This is a genomic window from Streptomyces virginiae (assembly GCF_040638905.1).
GTDB lineage: Bacteria > Actinomycetota > Actinomycetes > Streptomycetales > Streptomycetaceae > Streptomyces > Streptomyces virginiae_B.
Genome location: NZ_JBEZYV010000035.1, coordinates 46727 through 67512, shown reverse-complemented (window position 1 = coordinate 67512; position 20786 = coordinate 46727). Strand labels below are relative to the sequence as shown.

The following is a 20786-nucleotide window of genomic DNA, read 5'->3' as shown; positions in this document are numbered from 1 at the left end:
CGCAGGACGAGGCGCGACCACCGGGTACCACCGCGACATGCCCGCGGGCGCCGAGCCGAGGAGACACTCCGGCGGGGCACCGCCCCACACCACCAGCCCCGCCGGCGATTGAGGCGCGGGGCCTGGGGCGGAGCCCCAGCACCACCCACCCGCCCCAGCCGAAGCGGACGCGCCCGGCGGCGCGCGCTGCGGGAACCGTCACAAGAATCGCCCCCGAAGTGCGCCCTACCGCACTCCTCCCCCAGCGAGCACAATCGCCGTGACGACTCACATCGACCGTGAGGGAGGGAGCGCGTGCGCAATCAGGTGCGCACAGCGGACGGGCGCGCTCTGACCGTGGAGCGCTGGGGCGATCCGGACGGCAAGCCCGTCTTCCTGCTCCACGGCATGCCCGGCAGCCGCCTGGGCCCGGCCCCCCGGGGCATGGTCCTCTACCAGCGCCGGATGCAGCTCATCGCCTACGACAGACCCGGCTACGGCGACTCCGACCGCCATCCGGGCCGCACCGTCGCCGACGTGGCCCACGACGTGGCCGCCGTGGCCGACGCCCTCGGCCTGGACAGGTTCGCGGTGGCCGGCCGCTCCGGAGGCGCCGCCGGCGCCCTCGCCTGCGCCGCCCTGCTGCCGGACCGGGTCACCCGTACCGCGGCGATGGTGGGGCTGGCCCCCCGGGACGCGGAGGACCTGGACTGGTTCGCGGGGATGGCCGCGTCGAACGTCAAGGAGTACACCACCGCCTCCACCGATCCCGAGGAGCTGGCCGCCCGGCTGATCCCGCGCGCCGACGGCATCCGCAAGGACCCGGGGCGGCTGCTGGACGAGTTGCGCCGGGAACTGACCGACAACGACCGCATGATCGTCTCCGATGCCGGGCTGCGGTCGATGCTCTTGCGGAACTACCGTGAGGGGCTGCGCCGTTCGGCGTACGGCTGGATCGACGACGTCCTCGCCTTCAGCCGTCCCTGGGGCTTCGACCCGGCCTCCATCCGCTGTCCGGTGATGATCTGGCACGGGGAGCTCGACGTGTTCTCCCCTGTGGGCCACTCCCGTTGGCTGGCCCGCCGGATCCCGGGGGCCACGACCACGATCGAGCCGGCCGCCGCGCACTTCGCGGCCCTGCGCGCGCTGCCCGACGTGCTGAACTGGCTGCTGCGCGACCTCCCCGTCCCGGACCTGAGCGAACAGCAGCCTGCGTAGCGGCCGTTCGGCCTCCCGGCGCCGCCCTCGGGGGGCGCCGATCCCCGTTCCGGCGCACGCCTGACCGGGCGTCACGTACCGACCTGCCCTCGGGGCATGGGCAAGGGCCCCGCCGTGACCCTGCACATCGACGACATCGGCATGGCGGTACTCGGCATCGGACTCCTCGTCGGGTACGCCGTCCGCCGGCACGCGCGATCCGCCTCCGGGTCCACCTCCGGGGAGACCTCGTGGCCGCGATCGGCGCCGCCGCTGCGGCCCCCCGGACCCTCCGGCCCGGCGCTCCCCGCCGGTACGGCGAGCACGCGGACAGGCCGCGATCCGGCCGCCGGGGACGGCGGGCGCCACGCCCGGGGGGAACGGCCGGGCCACGGGTCCGGGAAAAATGGATCTTGCCGTCCGGCGAACGGCCGAATAAGCCACCCCGAGAAATACGCCGCACTCGCTATAGAACGGTTGACCAGGCGTCATGTCTCGGTTGCCAATGGGGTGTGGCCGAGTAAAGTCCACGCTTGACGGCAGCGTGCCGCTGTTGTCATTCACATGCCCATTCCACATGGCTTCCCCGAGGACGGTGTCGTGAACACTTCCGCAACCCCCCCGACCAGCACGGTCAAGGCCCGGCGGGTCCCGCTCGCCAAGATCGACGTCGAGACCGCCTCCGCGGCCGCGACGCTCGGCCGCGTGCTGCCTGCCGAATCCGGCCGTCCGGTTCAGGCACCGATCTTCAACTCCGCGCTCTGACCCGGAGTAAGAGCCCTAGACTGGCGGAATGACCGGCCTGATCGCATTTCGCGAGATCGTCCTGAAAGTTCACAGCAGATGCGATCTGGCTTGTGATCATTGCTACGTCTACGAACACGCAGATCAGAGCTGGCGAGCCCGGCCGAAAGTGATCTCCCCCGAGGTTATTTCACAGACCGCGTCGAGGCTCGCCGAACATGCCCGTGACCATGCACTCCCCTCCGTCACGGTGATTCTCCACGGAGGGGAACCCCTGTTGGCGGGCACGGCCCGGCTCCGACTCGTCTGCGAGGAGTTCAGCCGGGCGCTCACCGGGATCGCCGCCCTCGACCTGCGGATCCACACCAACGGGCTCCAGCTCAGCACGCGTTACCTCGACCTCTTCGCGGAGTTCGGCGTGCGCGTGGGCGTCTCCCTCGACGGGGACCGCGCCGCCAACGACCGCCACCGCCGCTTCGCGGACGGCCGTACGAGCCACCCGCTGGTCCTCGCCGCCGTCGCGCTGCTGCGCTCCGCGCCCTACCGCCACCTCTACCAGGGTCTGCTCTGCACCGTGGACGTGGCCAACGATCCCGTCGCCGTGTTCGACGCCCTCGTCGAACTCGATCCCCCGCGGGTGGACTTCCTCCTTCCGCACGCCACCTGGGAAACGCCCCCCGTCCGGCCCGACGGCGCCCCGGACGCCTACGCCCGCTGGCTCCTGCGGATCTTCGACCACTGGGAGCGGCTGGGCCGCCCGGTGCCCGTGCGGCTCTTCGAGTCCCTCCTGTCCACCCTGCGCGGCGGACCCAGCCTCACCGAGTCGCTCGGCCTCGCGCCAACCGACCTCGTGGTCGTCGAGACCGACGGGACCCTGGAGCAGGTGGACTCCCTCAAGAGCGCCTTCGAGGGGGCGGCCGCCACCGGGTTCAACGTCTTCGACCACGCCTTCGACCAGGTCGCGGCCCACCCCGGTGTCCGGGCCCGGCAGCTGGGCCTGGCGGGCGTCAGCGATTCGTGCCGCCGCTGCCCCGTCGTACGTTCGTGCGGTGGCGGTCTCTACACCCACCGCTACCGCGCCCGCAACGGCTTCGACAACCCCTCCGTGTACTGCACCGACCTGCGCGAACTCGTGGACGGGGTCGAGGGCCGCACCGCGCACCGGGAGACCGCTCCGCAGCTGTCCGACCCGGCCGAACTGGCCCGCTCCCAGCAGGAGCTGACCCGGATCCTGCTGGCCCGGCTGAACGCGGACCTGGCGGGCGACCCCGACTGGGCGCACGCCTGGGAGCTGGTGGCCGCGGTGGAGCGGGCCGGGGAAGCGGGCGCCGACGCGCTGGACGCCGTACTGGACCACCCGTTCACCCGGACCTGGGTGCTGGCGGCCCTGGACGCCGCGCGGGAGGGCGGCACCGGCGGCGCGGAGGCGGCCCGCAGGCTCACCGCGCTGGCCGCGGCGGCCGTGCTGCGCGGCGGGCTGGACCTGCCGGCCGATGTGGCCTACCGGGACGGCGAGGTGTACCTGCCGACGCTCGGGCTGCTGCGGCTCGGGGAGCCGGGCACGCAGGGCCGGGCCTCGCTGCGCGTCACCGACGAGGGGTACGTCGTCCGGGACGGCCGCTCCGAGCACCGCTTCGGGCCGGCGGCGGGCGACGCCCGCTGGCAGCCCGTCCGTACCTGGTCGCCCGACCCGGACGCGGCGCCGGTGGCCCTGGAGGACCTCGACCCGTACCGCAACTGCTTCCCCCGCCCGCCCAGGCTCCGGCTCGGCGCCGGCGAGACCGAGGAGTGGCGGGGCAGGCTCGACCGGGCCTGGGCACTGCTGCACAAGGCGGTACCCGGGTTCGCCCGGACGGCCGTGGCCGGGCTGACCACCCTGACACCGCTCGCGGGCGGCCCGCGGGCCGGCGGCTGGGGCGAGGCGGGCCGGAGCGGGCCGGGGGCGCTCGGGGTGCCGTACGCGGCGGGCGTACGGGAGACCGCGCTGGCGCTGCTGACCGGGCGGCGGCGGACCCGGCTGCGGGCCCTGACCGAAGTGACCGACCTGTACGCGCTGGACGGGGAGTGGCAGCACCCGTCGCCGTGGCGGTCGCGGCCGGTGCCGGTGTCGCGGCTGCTGGCCGACGTGCACGAGCGGGTGGCGGTGGAGGCGTACCGGCGGGCGACGGCGGGTCCCGAGCCGGGCGGCTCGGACCGCATCCACAAGGCCCTGGACCGGCTGTCCGCGGCGGCCGAGCTGACGGTCACCGGCAAGCGGCTGGTGGCGGAGCTGCGCTACGAACTGAAGGCGGTCGACGCGTGAGCGCCCACTCCCCCGCGCCCGCCCCCTCCCCGGCGGGCCCGGGCCGGGGCCGCCGGGGAGGGGGCGCCCTGCAGCTGGCGGTGCAGCTGCAGCTGCTCGGGGTACGGCCGGGGATGCGGCTCCTGGTGCACGCCTCCCTGCGCGGGACCGGGCTGCGCGCGGAGCAGCTGCGCGACGCCCTGACGGGCGTCCTGGGCCCGCGCGGCACCCTGGTGGTCCCCGCGTTCACCCCGGAGAACTCCAGGACGTCCAGCGCCCACCTGGAGCGGATCGCCGGAATGGGCGAGGCGCAGGTGCGTGCCTTCGTCGACCGGATGCCCGCCTTCGATCCGGCGAGCACCCCCAGCCACGGCATGGGCTCCCTCGCGGAAGCCGTCCGCACCGCGCCGGGGGCCGCGCGCAGTTCCCACCCGCAGACGTCCTTCGCCGCGCTCGGCGCGGACGCGGAGCGGCTCTGCGCCGGTCACCGCCTGGAATGTCACCTCGGTGAGGAGTCGCCTCTGGGAAAGCTGTGCTGGGAGGGCGGACAGGTACTCATGATCAATGTGGGGTTTTCGGTCTGCACCGCTTTCCATCTCGCGGAGTATCGAATTCCGAAGCCCCCCTTGCGCATGTACGAGTGTGTGGTGAAGGTGAACCTTCCGGAGGGGCACCAGGGGTCCCGCCAGGAGGGGGAGTGGACCGCATACGAGGACGTCGCGCTGGACGACGGCGATTTCGCGGAGATCGGAAGGGCGTTCCCGGATTCGCGGGTGCGCAGGGGGCGGGTCGCAGGGGCGTCGACCATGCTCTTCTCCGTCCCGGACGCCGTTGACCACGCCCTTGAGTGGATGACCGAAAACAGACGCTGATTGACTGAACGATGAGGGGATGTGGCGAAGCAGCTCCGGAATGATGTTTCTTCGCTCGCAGCTTCGGGACGGGGGGCGTGTGCCCGCATCAGTGCAGCCGTATTTTTTTCTCAGTTATGCGCATACACCGAGATTCGGGGCCGGGGGGCCCGACCCCGACATGTGGGTCGAGCGCCTGTTCCGTGATCTCTGCAGCCATGTCATGGCGCTGACGGACCTGCCCGCCGGGGCCGAGGCCGGCTTCATGGACCGGGAGATACGCAGCGGCGAGGGCTGGTCGGAGCGGCTCGGGGCGGCGCTCGCCACCTGCCGGGTCTTCGTGCCCTTGTTCTCGCCGCGGTACTTCGCCAGTGAGATGTGCGGCAAGGAGTGGTACGCCTTCGCGCAGCGGGCGATCCACCAGGGGGCGTTGAGCAACCAGCCCGCCGAGGCCATCGTGCCCGCGTTGTGGGTGCCGGTCCCCCCTTCGCAACTCCCCGGCCCAGCCGAGCGGTTGCAGTTCAACCACAACACCTTCGGCGAGCGCTACGTCACCGACGGGCTGTACGGGCTGATCAAACTGCGCGGCTACGCCGAGCAGTACGAGCGGGCGGTGTACGAGCTCGCCAAGCGCATCGTCCGCGTCGCCGAGACCGTCCGCCTCGAACCCGTCCGGCCACTGGACTACCGGGGCGTGCCGAGTGCCTTCGGCCCCACGGGCAGCCCCGCCCGCACCCTGCACGTGAGCGTGGCCGCCGCCTCCCGGCACGATCTGCCGGACGGCCGCAGCCCCGAGTACTACGGGGACAGCGCGCTGGAGTGGAACCCGTACCACCCGGTGGCCCAGCGGCCCATCGCCTACGTCGCCGAGGACCTGGTCAAGAACCTCAACTACCAGACCAGCATCGGCTCCTTCGACGACGAGGCCGGGCACTACGACAGCAAGCAGCCGCCGACCCGGCCGGAGATCCTGATCGTCGACCGCTGGGTGGTGGAGGACGAGCACCGCCGCCAGCGCCTGGCCGCCTTCGACCAGGAGTCCCGCCCGTGGGTCAACGTGGTCGTGCCGTGGAACCGCTACGACCACCAGAGCCGCGCGAAGGAGATCGAGCTGGCGCGGCGGCTGGAGGAGACCCTGCCCGTCAAGATGGGCCAGGGCCGGGCGGCCTGCCGGGCCGCCGCCAACGGAGTGGCGAACATGGAGACCCTCGGTCAGATCCTGCCGCAGGTGGTCGAGGCCGCGGCGCAGCAGTTCCTCAGACACGCCCAGGTCTACCTGCCGGCCGGCAACACCCGCACCGAACGCCCGCGGCTGCTCGGGCCGATGGGGATGAGCGGCCCTCCGGCCCCGCGGCGGGCGCCCTTCCCGCCCGACACGTTCGGCGGCCACAACGACGGCAACGACAGCATCGACACCGACCGGGGGGACGCGGATGACAGCGAGTCGTGACAGCAGGGACGGCCGTGACGGGCGCATCGTCACCTTCTATTCGTACAAGGGCGGTACGGGCCGCACCATGGCGCTGGCCAACACCGCCTGGATCCTGGCGGCCAACGGCAAGCGGGTCCTCGCCGTGGACTGGGACCTGGAGGCCCCGGGCCTGCACCGCTTCTTCCACCCCTTCCTGGACCCGTCCACGCTCGGGGCCACCACCGGGGTCATCGACCTGATCAGCGAGTACGCGTGGGCCGCCACCAGTCCGGTGACGCGAGCCGACGACTGGCACAAGGACTACGCGCGGATACAGCCGCACGCCGTCTCGCTCACTCCGGAGACGCTGGGCTGGGAGTTCCCGGACGGCGGCACCCTGGACTTCGTCTCGGCGGGCCGGCAGAACCGCGAGTACTCCGCGACCGTGTCCACCTTCGACTGGGACAACTTCTACGACCGGCTCGGCGGCGGCCTCTTCTTCGACGCCTTACGCGCCGACATGAAGAGCAACTACGACTACGTCCTGATCGACAGCCGCACCGGCCTGTCCGACATCGCGGACATCTGCACCGTGCACCTGCCGGACGTCCTGGTGGACTGCTTCACCCTGTCCGACCAGTCCATCGACGGCGCCGCGTCCGTCGCCCGCCAGATCGACGAGCGGTTCAACGACCGCGGCATCAAGATCTTCCCGGTTCCGATGCGGATCGACGAGGGCGAGAAGGAGAAGGCCGATGCGGGCCGGGCGCTGGCCAGGATCAAGTTCGACCGGTTCCCGGGCGGCCTGGTCGGGGACGAGCTGACCTCCTACTGGGGCGCGGTGGAGATCCCGTACCGGCCCTACTACGCCTACGAGGAGACGCTGGCCACCTTCGGCGACGAGGCGGGTCTGACCAACTCCCTGCTCTCCGCCTTCGAACGGCTGACCGCCGTGGTCACCGAGGGCGAGATCACCTCCATGCCCGCCATCGGCGAGGAGGTCCGGCTGCGCATCAGGGACGCGTTCACCCGGCGCCGCCCGGCGCTGCCGGCGGACCTGTTCCTGTCCTACGTCGCCGAGAACCGGATGTGGGCCGACTGGATCGAGTCGGTGCTGACCCGGGCCGGCTTCCGGGTGGTGCCCAAGGACGTCTCGGCCGAGCGGCCCGCGGCGGGCGGCCCGGCCTCCGCCGGGGACACGCTGGGCGGCGGCACGGGCATCAGCATCGACACCGCCGCCCGGACCGTGGTGCTGCTGTCCACGGCGTACCTGAAGTCCACCCGGGCCGTGGACGTGTGGGAGCGGGCGGCCGCCGAGGACCCGACCGGTGGCCGGCGCCAGCTGGTGCCGCTGAGGGTGGGTGACGTACGGCTCGCCACGCCGTACATCGACCGCAACCCGGTGGACCTCTTCCGGCTCGACGAGGTGCACGCCACGGCCGCGCTGCTGCGCGCGGTGGAGCGCCCCATGGCCCTGCCCGACAGCGTGGCGAGCGCCTCGCAGCCCGGCCCGCGCTTCCCGGGGACCGTCCCGAAGATCTGGAACGCACCGCCCCGCAACCCCGGCTTCACCGGCCGCAGCATCGTGCTGGAGCGGATGCGCGACCAGCTCGGCGGCGGCATGGCCGTGGTGCTGCCGCAGCCGCAGACCCTGTTCGGTCTCGGCGGCGTCGGCAAGACCCAGGTGGCGCTGGAGTACGTGCACCGGTTCATGGCCGACTACGACCTGGTGTGGTGGATCTCCTCGGAGCAGACCGACGACGTGGTCGCCGCCCTCGCGGAGCTGGCCGTACGGCTGGGCGCGCAGACGGGCGAGGACATGGCGGCCGCCTCCCAGGAGGCGATCGACCTGCTGCGGCGCGGGGTGCCGTCCTCCCGCTGGCTGCTGGTCTTCGACAACGCCGACGATCCCGAGACCCTCAAGCGGTTCTTCCCGCCGGGCGGTCCGGGCCACGTCCTGGTGACCTCCCGCAACCAGTCCTGGTCGCAGTACGGTGACGCGCTCCCGGTGGACGTGTTCCTGCGCGAGGAGTCCATCGAGCACCTCCAGCGCCGGGCCCCCGGGCTCAGCAAGGAGGACGCCGAGCAGGTGGCGATCGCGGTGGGCGACCTGCCGCTGGCCGTCGAGCAGGCGGGCGCCTGGATCGCGGAGACCGCGACCCCGGTGGCCGCGTACATCGAGCAGCTGGCCCAGCAGGCGGCGAGCGTCCTGGGGCTGAACCAGCCGCCCGGATATCCGGAGCCGGTGGCCGCCACCTGGAACATCTCCATAGAACGGCTCCAGTCGCGTTCCCCCGCGGCGGTGCGGCTGCTCCAGCTGTGTGCGTTCCTGGCGCCGGAGCCGATCTCGGCGAACCTGCTGTACAGCAAGGAGATGATCGACGCCCTCAAGCCGTACGACGCCTCGCTCCAGGAGAAGCTGGTGCTGGGGCGGGTGATCCGGGAGATCGGCCGGTTCGCGCTGGCCAAGGTCGACCAGGTCAGCAACAGCATCCAGGTGCACCGGCTGGTGCAGGCGGTGATCCGCTCACAGATGCCGGGGGAGGACCAGCGGGAGGCCCGGCACGCCGTCCACCGGATCCTGGCCGGGGCCCGGCCGGACGACGACGAGCCGATCGACAACCCGGAGACGTGGCCGCGGTTCAACACCATCTGGTCGCACCTCACCCCGTCCGAGGCCCGGTACTGCAAGGAACCGGAGACGCGCAGGCTGCTGATCGACCGGGTGCGCTACCTCTGGAAGCGCGGTGACTTCAAGGCCGCCTACCAGCTCGGCGAGGAGCTGCGCGAGGCCTGGAAGGAGATGCTGGGCAACGACGACCTCCAGTACCTGTACCTGCGCTTCCACCTGTCGAACATCCTGCGCTCGCAGGGCCGGTTCGTGGAGGCGAAGGAGCTGGACGAGGTCACCCTGGAGCGGCAGAAGGCGGTGCTCGGCCCCTCGCACCCGCACACGTACATGACCATGAGCGGTCTGGCCAACACGCTGGGCGCGCTGGGCCAGTACGGGCAGGCGATGGAGCTGGCGACCGACGCGCACGAGGGGTTCAGCCAGATCTTCCACGAGGCGCACCCGCGCACGCTGGCGGCGGCGAACAACCTGGCGCTGAACCTGCGGCTGGTGGGCCAGTACACCAGGGCCCGCGAGATCGACCAGGAGGTGTACGACCTGCGTACGGAGGTGCTCGGCCCGGAGCACCCGTACACCCTGTCCTCCGCGCAGAACCTGGCCCGCGACCTGCGCGAGGTGGGCCGGTACGAGGACTCGGTGCAGCTGCTGAGCCGGACGTACGAGATCTACAAGCGGACGCTGGGCCGGGCGTTCCCGGGCACGCTGTCGGCCGCGAAGAACCTGGCGGTGTCGCTGCGCCGGGCGGGCCAGCTGGAGGACGCGCTGCGGCTGACCACGGCCACCCGGGCCCGCTACCGGGCCAAGTACACGTCGGTCAACCCGGACCTGCTCTCCTGTGAACTGAACCTGGCCTCGGACCTGTTCGCGACCGGGGACCCGGGCGGGGCGCGGGACCTGGCGCAGGAGGTGGTCGACGAGTACATGAAGGTCCCGGGCGAGCGGCACCCGTACACGCTGGCGGCCGTGAACAACCTGGCGGTCTTCCACTGGGGCACGGGCGCCGCGGAGCCGTCGGAGGTGATGCTGCGGCAGACGATCCGGCTGATGCGGGACGTCCTGGGCGACAACCACCCGCACACGGTGTTCGCCCACCTCAACCTGGCGAACGCCCGGGCCGACCTGGGAGATCCGGAAGGGGCCCTGGAGCTGGAGCGGCTCGCCGTGCTGCGGCTGCGCGAGGCGCTCGGGGCGCACCATCCGGAGACCCTGGCGAGCAGCTCCAACATGGCGATCAGCCTGGACTCGATGGGCCGCAAGGAGGAGGCGGCCCGGCTGCGCGGGGAGGTGGTGTCCGAGCTGACCCGGCTGCTCGGCGAGGACCACAGCCTCACCCGGTACGCCCGTGACGAGCGGCGGATCCACCGGGACCTGGAGCCGCTCGCCGTGTGATCCGACGGAGGACGGCGGGGGCTTGGGCCCCCGCCGCCCGCCACCCGACATCAGGGGGGCGTTGTGACCGACAGCATGACCTTTCGAAACGAGGACCTGCCGGTCCTCTTCCACCACACGGACCGGACGGCGATCTCCCGGCAGCGGGAGTCGGCCCAGGCGACGAGGACGCAGCTGCTGCTGCTCGTCGTGGCCGCGGGGGCGGCGGCGCTGCCGCCGGGGCCCCAGCTCGGCTCGCTGCACCTCTTCGGGCTGCTGAGCGTGATCAGTTACGCGGGGGTGCTGGGCGTGGGCATGCGGGCGACCCGGCGCCGGGCCCGCCCGCAGTGGCAGCTCAACCGCAGCGCCGCGGAGTTCATCAAGTCCCTGGCCTGGCGGTACGCGGTGCACGGCGCGCCGTTCGGCAGTGACGTGGCCGATCCCGGGGAGACGTACCGGACTCGGCTGGAAGCGGGTCTGGCGGAGCTGCGGAAGATGGGCTGGGACGATCCGCGGACGGCCGGCGCCGTGCCGGAGGGCGCGGAGATCACCGGGGCGATGCAGCGGCTGCGCGGCAAGGACTACCACGTGCGGCGGGAGACGTACGTCCGGGACCGGCTGATCGAGCAGCGCAACTGGTACCGGCGGCGGACGGAGGTGTCCCGGCGGGCGACGCACCTGTGGTCGTGGACGATCGTCCTGCTGACCTGTCTGGCGTTGATGTTCGCCGTGCTGAGGGCGTTCGGTTCGGGTCCGGGGGCGGGCCTGACGGGGCTGCTGAGCACGGCGGCGGCGGCCGGCATCGCCTGGAACGAGGTGCGCCGCCACCATCCGCTGATCGAGGCGCACACCCTGATCGAGCAGGACCTGGCGGCGATGATGGTGGTGATGCAGACGACCATCACCGAGTCGCAGTGGCCGTCGTCGGTGTACGAGACCGAGCGGTACGTCTCGCCGCAGCACACGGACTGGCTGGTCCGGCACAGCAGTTGAGCCGGTGGCGGTGACGGGGTCGGTGTCGGTGGTGCGGGGCGTGGGTCAGTCCCGGGACACGCCCTCGCACCACAGGACGGTGACCGGCTTGCCCAGGGAGCGGGCGTAGGCGACGATCTCGGCGGTGCCGCCGTGCCCGCGGGCGGGCCGGCCGTCCCAGACGGCGACGAGCCGGTCGCAGGAGTCGGCGATGTAGGTGCCGGCGGCGTAGTAGGCCTCGTCCGTGGAGCGGGCGAAGTCCATCCGGACCTCCTGGGTGGCCCGGAGCCTGAGGCGCCGGTAGCGGTCGAGCGCCTCGGCGCCCTCGAAGGCGTCTTCGTAGTCCTCGCTGGGGATCACCACGGTGAGGTCGGCGCCGCATTCGAGCGCGACGGCGGCGAACAGCTGGTCCGCTCCGTCGGCGAGGCTGGAGAGGGCCTCCAGCGGCCCTTCGTGGCCGCCCAGTACGGCCCGCAGGCCGCTCTCCACATGGCCGAGCACCGAGTCGGGGATGGCCCGGTGCCCGGTCACGCCGATGCGTTTCATGCAGGAACCTGCTTCCCCCGGGGACACGGCCGCCCTGGACATCCTCCCAGAAGGCGGGAGGACGTCCAGGGTGCCGACAGGGGCGCACGGGACCTTCGTCAGTAGACGCTGACCCCGTAGGCGTTGAGGGCCTCGACCACGGGCTGGAAGAAGGTGGTGCCGCCCGACGAGCAGTTGCCGCTGCCGCCGGAGGTGAGGCCGACGGCGCGGGTGCCCGAGTAGAGCGGCCCGCCGCTGTCGCCGGGCTCGGCGCACACGTTGGTGCGGATCATGCCGTAGACGACGTCGCCGCCGCCGTAGTTGACGGTGGCGTTGAGGCCGGTGACCCGGCCGCTGTGGGTGCCGGTGGTGGAGCCGCGCCGGGTGACGGACATGTTGACCGTCGCGTTGACGGCGCTGGTGATGTCCTGGCTGCCGACGGTCCCGGGGGGCGTGGGCGTGTTGCTGGCGTACTTGACGAGGCCGTAGTCGTTGTTGGGGAAGCTGGACCCGGCCGTGGAGCCGAGGACGTTCGTACGGGCGGAGTTGGTCCACCAGGTGCCCGCGCCGTCGGTGCAGTGTCCGGCGGTCAGGGCGTAGTAGGTGGCGCCGCTGCGGACGTTGAAGCCGAGCGAACAGCGCCAGCTGTTGGCGTAGATGGCGTCGCCGCCCGAGGCGAGCTTGGTGAGCTTGCCCGGGATGCGCTCGATGCGCAGCGCCCCCGCGTCGGTTCCGGCCTCGCGCTTGATTCTCGCGATGGCGGCGGCGGAGACGGTGGAGTCGGCGGAGACCACGAGGGTCCCGGTGGCGGGGTCGGCGTGCCAGGCGGTGCCCGCGACGTCGGCGCGCAGGACGGAGGCGCCGGCCGAGGCGAGCCGGTCGGCGCTGAATCCGCCGTCCTGCGGGTCCGCGCTCGCCGCCGTGGGTGCGGCGAGCGCTGCGGCGGCGGCCAGGCCGGTGGCCACCGCGAGCAGCCTGTTACGGGTGGTGCGCTTGATCCTCACTTCTCGTCCTCCTGGAGAGGTTCGGGGGCCCGGCGGTCGTGGGGGTGCCGGAGCCCGTGAGGCGCAGCCGGGGGCACGGCGGGCGCATGAACTTTGGCCGTGTCCCTGACAAGTGCTGTCGGGAGTGTCCTGTCGTCGGATACCGGCCGCAAGAGCGGCTTTCGGCCTCGGCGCGCCGCGTCTCACCGTGGGCTGCGGTGTGTTCCGGGGCAGCGGGAAAGGCCGGGGGAAGGGGTCCGCGAGGGTGCGGTCGGACGGCGCGGCGGAGCCCGGTCGGGGCCCGCGGTGACCGCGCCCCGCGCCTCGGGTATGCCGGCCTGCGGGCGGCGGAGGGGGCGTCGGCCGCGCCCGGCGGCAGCGGAGGCAAGGGTCGGCTTCCGACCGGGGGCGGGGCGGCGTGCGTTCCCGTCGGAGTTCGCCACCTGACCGGCCCGGTCGTGCGCGCAAGCGTGGGATCGCCCCGGGCGCACGGGCACCGGGGCGCCCGGGTGGGCTGCGGCGCACTCGGTGACCGGCCCGACGGTGCCTACCGCCCGACGCCCTTCGGGCCGGATGGCGGCGGCCCGGGCGGTCACGGCCGGGAACCGGGACCGTACGGGCGGGAAGGCGGCGGCCCTGACGGCCCGGCCCGTCCCCGGTTCGGGGCCCCGGCGCGGGCGGTACTCGGCCGGGCAGGCGGGACTTCGCGGACACGAGCTGGGGCCCGGAACGGCCGGAATTCGACCTTCCGGGTAGGCGGCGGTCCGGGAGCCGCCACCCGGTGGGGGGACCCTGCCCCGCTGCCGGGGGGCCGTACGGGGCGGACACGGTCGCGGCCCCGTGCTCGCGCCGTGTCCGCCGGGCGGCGTGCGGATCGTCTGCGTCATCGCTCATCCCGCTCAGCCCTTCCACGCGCGTCCGTACGGGAATCCCCGCATACGCCGTACGGGCGCGCGGAACTGACGCGCACTCAGTCGCAGCAGCAGCCGCAGTTGCAGTCGCAGCAGCCTCCGTCGCCACCGCCGCCGCTGGAGCCGCCCCCGGAACCGCCGGTCGCCGAGGAGTTCGGGGGGCAGCAGTCGCAGGCGTCGCACCACGGGTCCCGCTTCTTGCGCGACCAGGGGCCCTCGTGCTCGGTGCAGCAGATCTGGCAGGTGCAGAAGAGCCCGATGGCCACGGCGCAGCCGGCCAGCAGGCCCCGGCGCGGCCGCTGCGGGTGCTGACCGCCGCCACCGGAGCCGCCACCGAAGCCAGCGCCGCCGAAGCCGCCACCGCCACCGCCGTACCCGCCGGGCCCCATGGGCGGCGGTCCGGCCGGGCCGCCGGGAGCCTGCGGGGTGTTCACGCCGTGTGGGCCGGCGCCGTAGGGGTTCGCCCCGTGCGGAGCGCCGCCGTAGGGATTGCCGCCGGCGGCGCCGGTCCCCTCGTACGGGTTCGAGCCGTAGGGGGCGGAGCCGTAGGGGTTCGGGCCCTGCCCGGCCGAGGCGGTGGCCGTGTGGCCGCAGCTCATGGTCCCGAAGGCCCGGTCCACCGAGGTGCGCAGTTCGTGCACGAGCAGCTGGTGGGCGAGCCCCGCGTCGGCGAACTCGACCTCGCCCAGGGCCAGCCGGATGCCGTGCAGGGCGTCGTCGCAGAGCCTTCGGGCCTCGGCGCGCGAGGTGCCGGTGGCGGTGAGCGGGTTCCAGGCGCCCGCCTCCGCGTCGGCGCCCTGGTCCTCCACCGCGTCCAGCAGGTGCGCGAGCCGCCCGAAGTAGCGGCCCGCCTCGGCCAGCGCGGGGGCGTTGCCCGGCCGTCCGGCCAGCTGCGCGGTATGCGCGAAGGCGGCGGCCGTCGCGGTCTCCGTCGGCTCGGTCACGACGAGCACGGAGGTGCCGATGCCGGCCAGCGTCTCGATGCTGGCCTGCCGGTCCACCGCGTCGACGAGCACCGCGGTGTCGAAGCCGAGCGAGGCGCCGGTGCGGGCACCGGCCCGGTCCCAGCCGCGAGCCACCTTGCGCGCGGCGAGGGCGATCGGGGCGCGGGCCAACAGGCCGTCCCGGTCCGCCACGTGGTCGCGGACCTTCGCTGAGGCCAGGACGAGGGAGACGGCGGCCGCGAGCCTCGCCCCCTCGCCCTTGGCGACGGCGGCGGTGCGCATCCCGCGCAACGGGCAGGGGCCGGCGGTGCGCCGGGAGCCGGGTGCGGGACCGGACTGAGCCTCCGTCAGAACGGAGACGAGCAGCCCGTCATAGTTCGTGACGATCCGGGCGAACTGCCCGTGGTCCCCCCGAAGTGCCAGGCACAGCCCGCACAGATGGGCCATCCACTCGGCCTTGAACCGCTCCCCGAGCCGGTGCGTGCAAGGTCTGACTATGCCGAACAAGCTGCTTCCCCCGTGTGTCGTACGCGTGCCTGCCGGGCATCGTATCGACCCGCGTCTTTCACCCGTACGTCCCCGCCGCCCACCCGTACGGCGGCGGCGGTCGTATTTTCACTCAGTCAGCAGCGGGAGCGGCCAGGATCCTTGACCGTGCAACGGATGTTCTGCACCAGTACCGTCACGAAATCCCTGCGCGGCGACTATCCACTTGGCGCGTTGTCAGCATCATGGACGAGCATAGGGGCAGCGGAGAGAAAGACAGACTGACCGCGGTGAAAGGAGGCAGTCCATGGGTTCGGTGCGCAAGGCGAGTGCCTGGCTGGGTCTCGTGGAGGACAGCGACGACGAGCGCTACTACGACGACGACTACGCGGAGGCCGCCCACGGTTCCGTCGCGGGCCCCGGTGACCAGTGGGTGACCGACCCCCGCGTCAAGGTGGCTTCCGAATCGGCCGTCGATCACGGCCGCCGGATCGCGACGGTCACCCCGGACGGATTCCGCGACGCGCGCGGCATCGGCGAGCTGTTCCGCGACGGTGTCCCGGTGATCGTGAACCTGTCGTCGATGGATCCGACCGACGCGAAGCGCGTCGTCGACTTCGCGGCCGGACTGACCTTCGGGCTGCGCGGTTCGATCGAGCGGGTGGCGACCAGGGTCTTCCTGCTGACCCCGGCCGACACCCAGATCGTGAGCGGCGAGCCCGGCGGCCGCTCGCGCGACTTCTTCAACCAGAGCTGAGCAGGGCTCTCACCGGAAGGCGTCCAGCCCGGTGAGCGCCTTGCCCAGCACCAACTGGTGCATCTCGACGGTGCCCTCGTAGGTGAGCACCGATTCGAGGTTGGTGGCGTGCCGCATGACGGGGTATTCGAGAGAGATCCCGTTGGCGCCGAGGACGGTCCGCGCGGTGCGGCAGATCTCGATGGCCTCGCGGACGTTGTTGAGCTTGCCGAAACTGATCTGCTCCGGCCGCAGGGTGCCCGCGTCCATCCGCCGGCCCAGGTGGTGGGCGAGCAGGATGCCCTTGTGCAGTTCGAGTGCCATGTCCGCCAGCTTGGCCTGGGTGAGCTGGAAGCCGCCGATCGGCTTGCCGAACTGCTCCCGCGTCCTGGCGTAGCCGAGCGCGGCCTCGAAACTGGCCCGCGCCGCGCCCATGGATCCCCAGATGATCCCGTACCGCGCGTGGCTGAGACAGCCGAGCGGCCCCTTGAGCCCGGTGACGAGCGGCAGCACCGCGTCGGCGGGCAGCCGTACGTCGTCCATGACCAGCTCGCTGGTGACGCTGGCCCGCAGCGACCACTTGTGCTTGATCTCCGGCGCGGAGAAGCCGGGCGCGTCGGTGGGCACCGCGAAGCCGCGGATCCCGTCGTCGGTCTGCGCCCACACCACGGCCACCGCCGCGACGGAGCCGTTGGTGATCCACATCTTGCGGCCGTTCAGCACCCAGTCCGTGCCGTCGCGCTTGGCGTGGGTCCGCATCGCCGCCGGGTCCGATCCCACATCGGGCTCGGTCAGCCCGAAGCAGCCGATCAGCTCGCCCGCGGCCATGCCGGGCAGCCAGCGCTGCTTCTGCTCCTCGGAGCCGTACTTCCAGATCGCGTACATGGCGAGCGAGCCCTGCACCGACACGAGGGAGCGGATCCCGGAGTCGGCGGCCTCCAGCTCCAGGCAGGCCAGGCCGTACTGAACGGCGCTGGCACCGGCGCAGCCGTAGCCCTCCAGGGACATCCCGAGCGCCCCGATGGCACCGAGCTCCCGCGCCAGCTCGCGGATCGCGGGAAGCTCGCCGCTCTCGTACCACTGGGCGATGTTCGGCAGCACCCGGTCCGCGGCCCAGCCGCGGACGGTGTCCCGGACGGCGAGGTCCTCGGGCCCGAGGAGCTCGTCGAGCCCGAGCGGATCGGTGGGTACGAAGGACACGGGGCCTCCCGGCGGCCTGGGCGGCCCGAGGGCCGCGGGGTGCCGGGGGCCGCGTCGCGGCCGGCCCGGCCGACAGAACCTAGCAGCGCAAGTTTTGCGCGATATCGCTGACGCTAGCGACCCCACCGGTACAAAATCCAGCCCCACTTCCCTGGCTCCGCCGCACAATCCGGCGGCGCCCGGCGAATTCAGCCCCCACCGGCGTTTGAGGAGCGGGGTCCGGGCGGAGCCCCGGCAGTGGCGCCGCACCCGGCGCATCAGGCGGTCAGCCCGCGTGCTCCACCGGAGCCGGACAGGGCTCGCCCTTCGACTGCGCCGGCACGGCGACCCGCGCCGCCGTCGCCTGCGGCGGAGGGGCAACCGCGGGATCCGGATCACCGCCGGACGGCGACGGCACCCCGCAGTCCATCGCCCGCGGCAGCTTCAGCGCCATCGCCGCCCCCGCGAACAGCAGCCCCGCGCTTACCAGCAGCGTGACGTGCAGCCCGTGCACGAAGGCGTGCCGCGCCGCCGCGTACAGCGAGGCCCCGGCCGGGCCGCCGAGGCCGGCCGCGATCTGGTAGGCCTCACCCAGGGAGTTCGCCGCGCCCGCCGAGTCCGCCGCCGAAACCCCCGGCACGGACGCCAGTCCCGGCCGGTACGCCGCGTTCATCACACTGCCGAGCAGCGCGATGCCGATGCCCGCGCCCAGCTGGTAGGAGGTCTCGCCGATCGAGGCCGCCCCGCCCGCGGTCTCGGCCGGGGCCTCGCTCAGCATCGACTCGTACGCGGCGAACAGCGTGGTCTGCAGTCCGAAGCCGAGCAGGACGAAGCCGATGGTCAGCAGCACCGGCCGGTCCTGCTGGCCCATCTGCGTCAGCAGCAGCACGGCGAAGGCCGTCAGCACGAAGCCCAGCGACACCATGGTGCGCGGGCCGACCCGGGCCAGGGTGTGGGAGCCGGTGGCGCCCGCGGCCATGGCGGCGAAGGTCAGCGGCAGCAGCCGCAGGCCGGTCTCCAGGGGGCTGAGGTGCAGCACCAGCTGCAGGTACTGGACGGCGATCAGCTCCAACCCCACCAGCGCGAGCATGGCGAGCACGATGCAGGCGACCGAGGTGGAGAAGGCGGCCCGCGAGAACATCCGCATGTCGATCAGCGGGTGCTCGCGCCGCTTCTGGCGCCGTACGAACAGCACGAGGAGCGCGGCGCCGAGCAGCATCGGGACCAGCGCCTCGGCGTCGAGGAGGTGCCGTTCGGCACCGAGCCGTTTGATCCCGAGGACCGAGCCGAGCACGCCGGCGGCGGCCATCAGCGCGCCGAGCACGTCCCAGGGCCCGTCCGCGGAGCCGCGCGACTCCGGCAGCAGCCAGCGTCCGAGCGGCAGGATCAGCGCCATGAGCGGGATGTTGATGAGGAAGACCGAGCCCCACCAGAAGTGCTCGATGAGGAAGCCGCCGAGGACCGGACCGCTGGCCGCGCCGATCGCGGCGACGGCGGTCCAGATGCCGATGGCGAGGGCCCGCTCGCGCCGGTCGGGGAAGACCTGGCGCAGGATCGACAGGGTGGCAGGCATGATCATCGCGCCGCCGATGCCGAGCAGGGCGCGCGCTGCGATGAGGACCTCGGCGTTGTCGGCGAGGGCCGCTGTCGCGGAGGCCGCGCCGAAGAGCCCGTAGCCGAGGAGGAGGATGCGGCGGCGGCCGACCCGGTCCCCGAGGGTGCCGAAGAGGATCAGCAGCGAGGCGCAGACCAGCGGGTAGGCGTCGACGATCCAGAGGAGCTCGATCGGGCCGGGCCGCAGGTCCTCGGTGACGGACGGGACCGCCACGTGCAGGATCGTCGCGTCGAGCGCGACGAGGACCAGGCTGACGCAGAGAACTGCCAGGACGACCCAGCGGTTGGCGCCGCCGGAGACCGCACCCAGCCGCTGCCAGGGCGAAGGGGTCCCGGCTGTGGCCGCGTTCGTCCCCGCCATGCATGTACCTCCCAGGTGATCCCTCGCGCTCGGTGGACCAGCGTCTGGTGGAGCCGCGAGGGGTGGTGCGCTGTGCGGCATCCAACGGGGTCCGGCATCGACACGCGAGTGAACGGTCAGCGTACGCGAGTTCGTGTGCCCGTCACGTGGCCAAGCTCTCATCCCGGCGGCGCCCTCCGTGTGGCGTGTGCCACTCCCCGTCCGGGAGTCCTCCCCCGCGTGCGCGCCCGCTCACGTTCCGTTGTCTCGGCGCCGGCCCCGGTCGGACGCCACCGATAATCATGCCCGTGGAAGATCTTGGATTTCGCCGGGCCGCGCCCGCGCTGGCCGTCTACGCGGCGGTCCGGCTGCTCGGGCTGACCGTGCTCGCCGTGTGGGGCGCGGTGGCGGGCAGCAGCCCGCACACGCTGCTGTCGGCCCGCTGGGACTCGCTCTGGTACGCGCGCATCGCCGCAGAGGGGTACGGCTACGAGATCGTCCTGCCCGACGGGGACGTTCACTCGAACCTGGCGTTCTTCCCGCTGCTGCCGTGGCTGGAGCGGGTGGTGTCCGCGGTGACCGGGCTCTCGTACGGCTCGGCGGGCCTGGTGGTGTCGGTGCTCGCCGGGCTCGCGGCGGCGTGGGGGATCTTCGCGGTGGCCGACCTGCTCCACGGCCGCCGGACCGGGGTGTTCGCCGTCGCCGTCTGGGCTGCGCTGCCCGTCGGGATCGTGCAGTCCATGGCCTACAGCGAGTCGCTGTTCACGGCGCTGGCCGCCTGGGCGCTGTACGGGGCCCTGCGCGGCCGGTGGCTGACGGCGGGCCTGCTCGCCGCCGGGGCCGGACTGACCCGCCCGGTCGGCGCGGCGGTCGTCGCGGCGGTGTGGGTGGCCGCCGTACTGGCCCGGCGGCGCGGGGAGCGGTCGGTTCGCATGGCGGTGGGGGTGCTGCTGGCTCCGGCGGGCGCGGCCGCGTACGTGCTGTGGGTGGGTGCGCGCACCGGGGGCGGGCTGCTCGGGTACCTGGAGGTGCAGGCCGGCTGGGGCAACGGCTTCGACGGCGGCTGGGCCTTCGCCCGGTTCGTCGGGGCGAAGCTGGCCTCGTCCGCCTGGCCGGCCGGGCTGGGGCTGATCGCCGGGGTCGTCCTGGTGCTGTGGCTGTACGGGGCGTGCGTGCGGCAGCGTCAGCCGGCGCCGCTGCTCGTGTACTGCGGGATCGTCGTGGCGCTCGCGCTGTGCGCGTCCGGGTACTTCGGTTCGAAGCCGCGGCTGTTGCTGCCGGCGTTCCCGCTGATGCTGGTGCCGGCGGTGGCGCTCGCCCGGTGGCGGACCCGGCGGGCGGTCCTGGTGCTGGGGGCTGCCGCCCTGGCCTCGGCGGTGTACGGGGCGTTCTGGCTGAACGGCTCGGGCCCTCCGTAGGCTCCCCGCGGACCGGACCGGATCTTCCCCGGTCCTCCACGGGCAAGGGAATCGACCTGCGGCAATAAAGCCCCAATAAGCGGCCGAAACAATTACCGGACACCGGATCGAGAAGGACCCAACCCCTGCCGGAATACCGGGAATTATGCCCCGCGTGAGACCAACTCCACATCACATGGTCATCACAAAGCCCGCGATTCGCCCGGCCTGACCAT

Annotated in this window: 14 protein-coding genes; 9 read left to right on the top strand and 5 right to left on the bottom strand. The window is 72.8% G+C overall.

Annotation, left to right across the window (positions count from 1 at the left end):
- Positions 1-294 precede the first annotated feature (294 nt).
- From AB0F82_RS32005 to AB0F82_RS31975, 7 genes are all read left to right on the top strand, one after another.
- Positions 295-1197 carry an alpha/beta fold hydrolase gene (locus AB0F82_RS32005; protein ID WP_356814195.1) on the top strand — a complete coding sequence of 301 codons (903 nt, stop codon included), beginning with the start codon at positions 295-297 and terminating at the stop codon, positions 1195-1197.
- A 579-nt stretch (positions 1198-1776) separates the two neighbouring features.
- Entirely contained in the window at positions 1777-1941 is a 165-nt protein-coding gene (gene fxsA, locus AB0F82_RS32000; protein WP_063761584.1) for an FxSxx-COOH cyclophane-containing RiPP peptide, read from the top strand.
- Between the two features lie 28 nt (positions 1942-1969).
- Entirely contained in the window at positions 1970-4222 is a 2253-nt protein-coding gene (gene fxsBH, locus AB0F82_RS31995) for a radical SAM/SPASM protein FxsBH, inactivated beta-hydroxylase extension form (RefSeq protein WP_362633791.1), read from the top strand.
- Entirely contained in the window at positions 4219-5073 is an 855-nt protein-coding gene (locus tag AB0F82_RS31990) for an aminoglycoside N(3)-acetyltransferase (protein ID WP_436842212.1), read from the top strand. The genes fxsBH and AB0F82_RS31990 overlap by 4 nt, the downstream gene beginning before the upstream one ends.
- A gap of 43 nt (positions 5074-5116) precedes the next feature.
- Positions 5117-6502 carry a TIR-like protein FxsC gene (locus AB0F82_RS31985; RefSeq protein WP_356814198.1) on the top strand — a complete coding sequence of 462 codons (1386 nt, stop codon included), beginning with the start codon at positions 5117-5119 and terminating at the stop codon, positions 6500-6502.
- The gene (gene fxsT, locus AB0F82_RS31980; RefSeq protein WP_362633788.1) at positions 6486-10484 is read left to right on the top strand and encodes an FxSxx-COOH system tetratricopeptide repeat protein; all 3999 of its coding nucleotides are present in this window, start codon (positions 6486-6488) and stop codon (positions 10482-10484) included. The genes AB0F82_RS31985 and fxsT overlap by 17 nt, the downstream gene beginning before the upstream one ends.
- A 75-nt stretch (positions 10485-10559) precedes the next feature.
- Positions 10560-11456: a DUF4231 domain-containing protein gene (locus tag AB0F82_RS31975; protein ID WP_356814192.1), complete on the top strand. Its 897-nt coding sequence runs from the start codon at positions 10560-10562 to the stop codon at positions 11454-11456.
- A 45-nt stretch (positions 11457-11501) separates the two neighbouring features.
- On the opposite strand, the gene AB0F82_RS31970 is transcribed toward AB0F82_RS31975, so the two are convergent.
- The 3 genes from AB0F82_RS31970 to AB0F82_RS31960 all read right to left on the bottom strand — a co-directional run bounded on the left by AB0F82_RS31970 (position 11502) and on the right by AB0F82_RS31960 (position 15305).
- On the bottom strand, positions 11502-11981 hold the full coding sequence (locus AB0F82_RS31970; RefSeq protein WP_362633784.1) for a hypothetical protein: 480 nt from the start codon (positions 11979-11981) through the stop codon (positions 11502-11504).
- Positions 11982-12079: 98 nt separating this feature from the next.
- Positions 12080-12964, bottom strand: a complete 885-nt coding sequence (locus tag AB0F82_RS31965) for a S1 family peptidase (RefSeq protein ID WP_356814190.1) — start codon at positions 12962-12964, stop codon at positions 12080-12082.
- 949 nt (positions 12965-13913) lie between these two features.
- Positions 13914-15305, bottom strand: coding sequence for a DUF5685 family protein (locus AB0F82_RS31960; RefSeq protein WP_362633781.1), 1392 nt, complete (start codon positions 15303-15305; stop codon positions 13914-13916).
- Between the two features lie 286 nt (positions 15306-15591).
- Here AB0F82_RS31960 and AB0F82_RS31955 point away from each other — a divergent pair, with 286 nt between their 5' ends.
- The gene (locus tag AB0F82_RS31955) at positions 15592-16041 is read left to right on the top strand and encodes a cell division protein SepF (protein WP_356814188.1); all 450 of its coding nucleotides are present in this window, start codon (positions 15592-15594) and stop codon (positions 16039-16041) included.
- A 9-nt stretch (positions 16042-16050) separates the two neighbouring features.
- Here the strand turns inward: AB0F82_RS31955 and AB0F82_RS31950 are convergent, their stop codons facing one another.
- Positions 16051-17220 (bottom strand): acyl-CoA dehydrogenase family protein, encoded by a 1170-nt coding sequence (locus tag AB0F82_RS31950; protein ID WP_362633777.1) that lies wholly within the window; start codon positions 17218-17220, stop codon positions 16051-16053.
- A gap of 265 nt (positions 17221-17485) precedes the next feature.
- Positions 17486-19174 (bottom strand): MFS transporter, encoded by a 1689-nt coding sequence (locus tag AB0F82_RS31945; RefSeq protein ID WP_362633774.1) that lies wholly within the window; start codon positions 19172-19174, stop codon positions 17486-17488.
- 281 nt (positions 19175-19455) lie between these two features.
- Here AB0F82_RS31945 and AB0F82_RS31940 point away from each other — a divergent pair, with 281 nt between their 5' ends.
- Positions 19456-20571, top strand: a complete 1116-nt coding sequence (locus tag AB0F82_RS31940; RefSeq protein WP_436842211.1) for a glycosyltransferase family 39 protein — start codon at positions 19456-19458, stop codon at positions 20569-20571.
- The last annotated feature ends 215 nt before the right edge of the window (positions 20572-20786 follow it).

Coding starts and splice junctions, on each gene's coding strand:
- fxsBH (WP_362633791.1), top strand. CDS start 1,970: ATGACCGGCCTGATCGCATTTCGCGAGATCGTCCTGAAAGTTCACAGC.
- AB0F82_RS31985 (WP_356814198.1), top strand. CDS start 5,117: ATGTTTCTTCGCTCGCAGCTTCGGGACGGGGGGCGTGTGCCCGCATCA.
- fxsT (WP_362633788.1), top strand. CDS start 6,486: ATGACAGCGAGTCGTGACAGCAGGGACGGCCGTGACGGGCGCATCGTC.
- AB0F82_RS31975 (WP_356814192.1), top strand. CDS start 10,560: ATGACCTTTCGAAACGAGGACCTGCCGGTCCTCTTCCACCACACGGAC.
- AB0F82_RS31970 (WP_362633784.1), bottom strand. CDS start 11,981: ATGAAACGCATCGGCGTGACCGGGCACCGGGCCATCCCCGACTCGGTG.
- AB0F82_RS31955 (WP_356814188.1), top strand. CDS start 15,592: ATGGGTTCGGTGCGCAAGGCGAGTGCCTGGCTGGGTCTCGTGGAGGAC.
- AB0F82_RS31945 (WP_362633774.1), bottom strand. CDS start 19,174: ATGGCGGGGACGAACGCGGCCACAGCCGGGACCCCTTCGCCCTGGCAG.
- AB0F82_RS31940 (WP_436842211.1), top strand. CDS start 19,456: ATGCCCGTGGAAGATCTTGGATTTCGCCGGGCCGCGCCCGCGCTGGCC.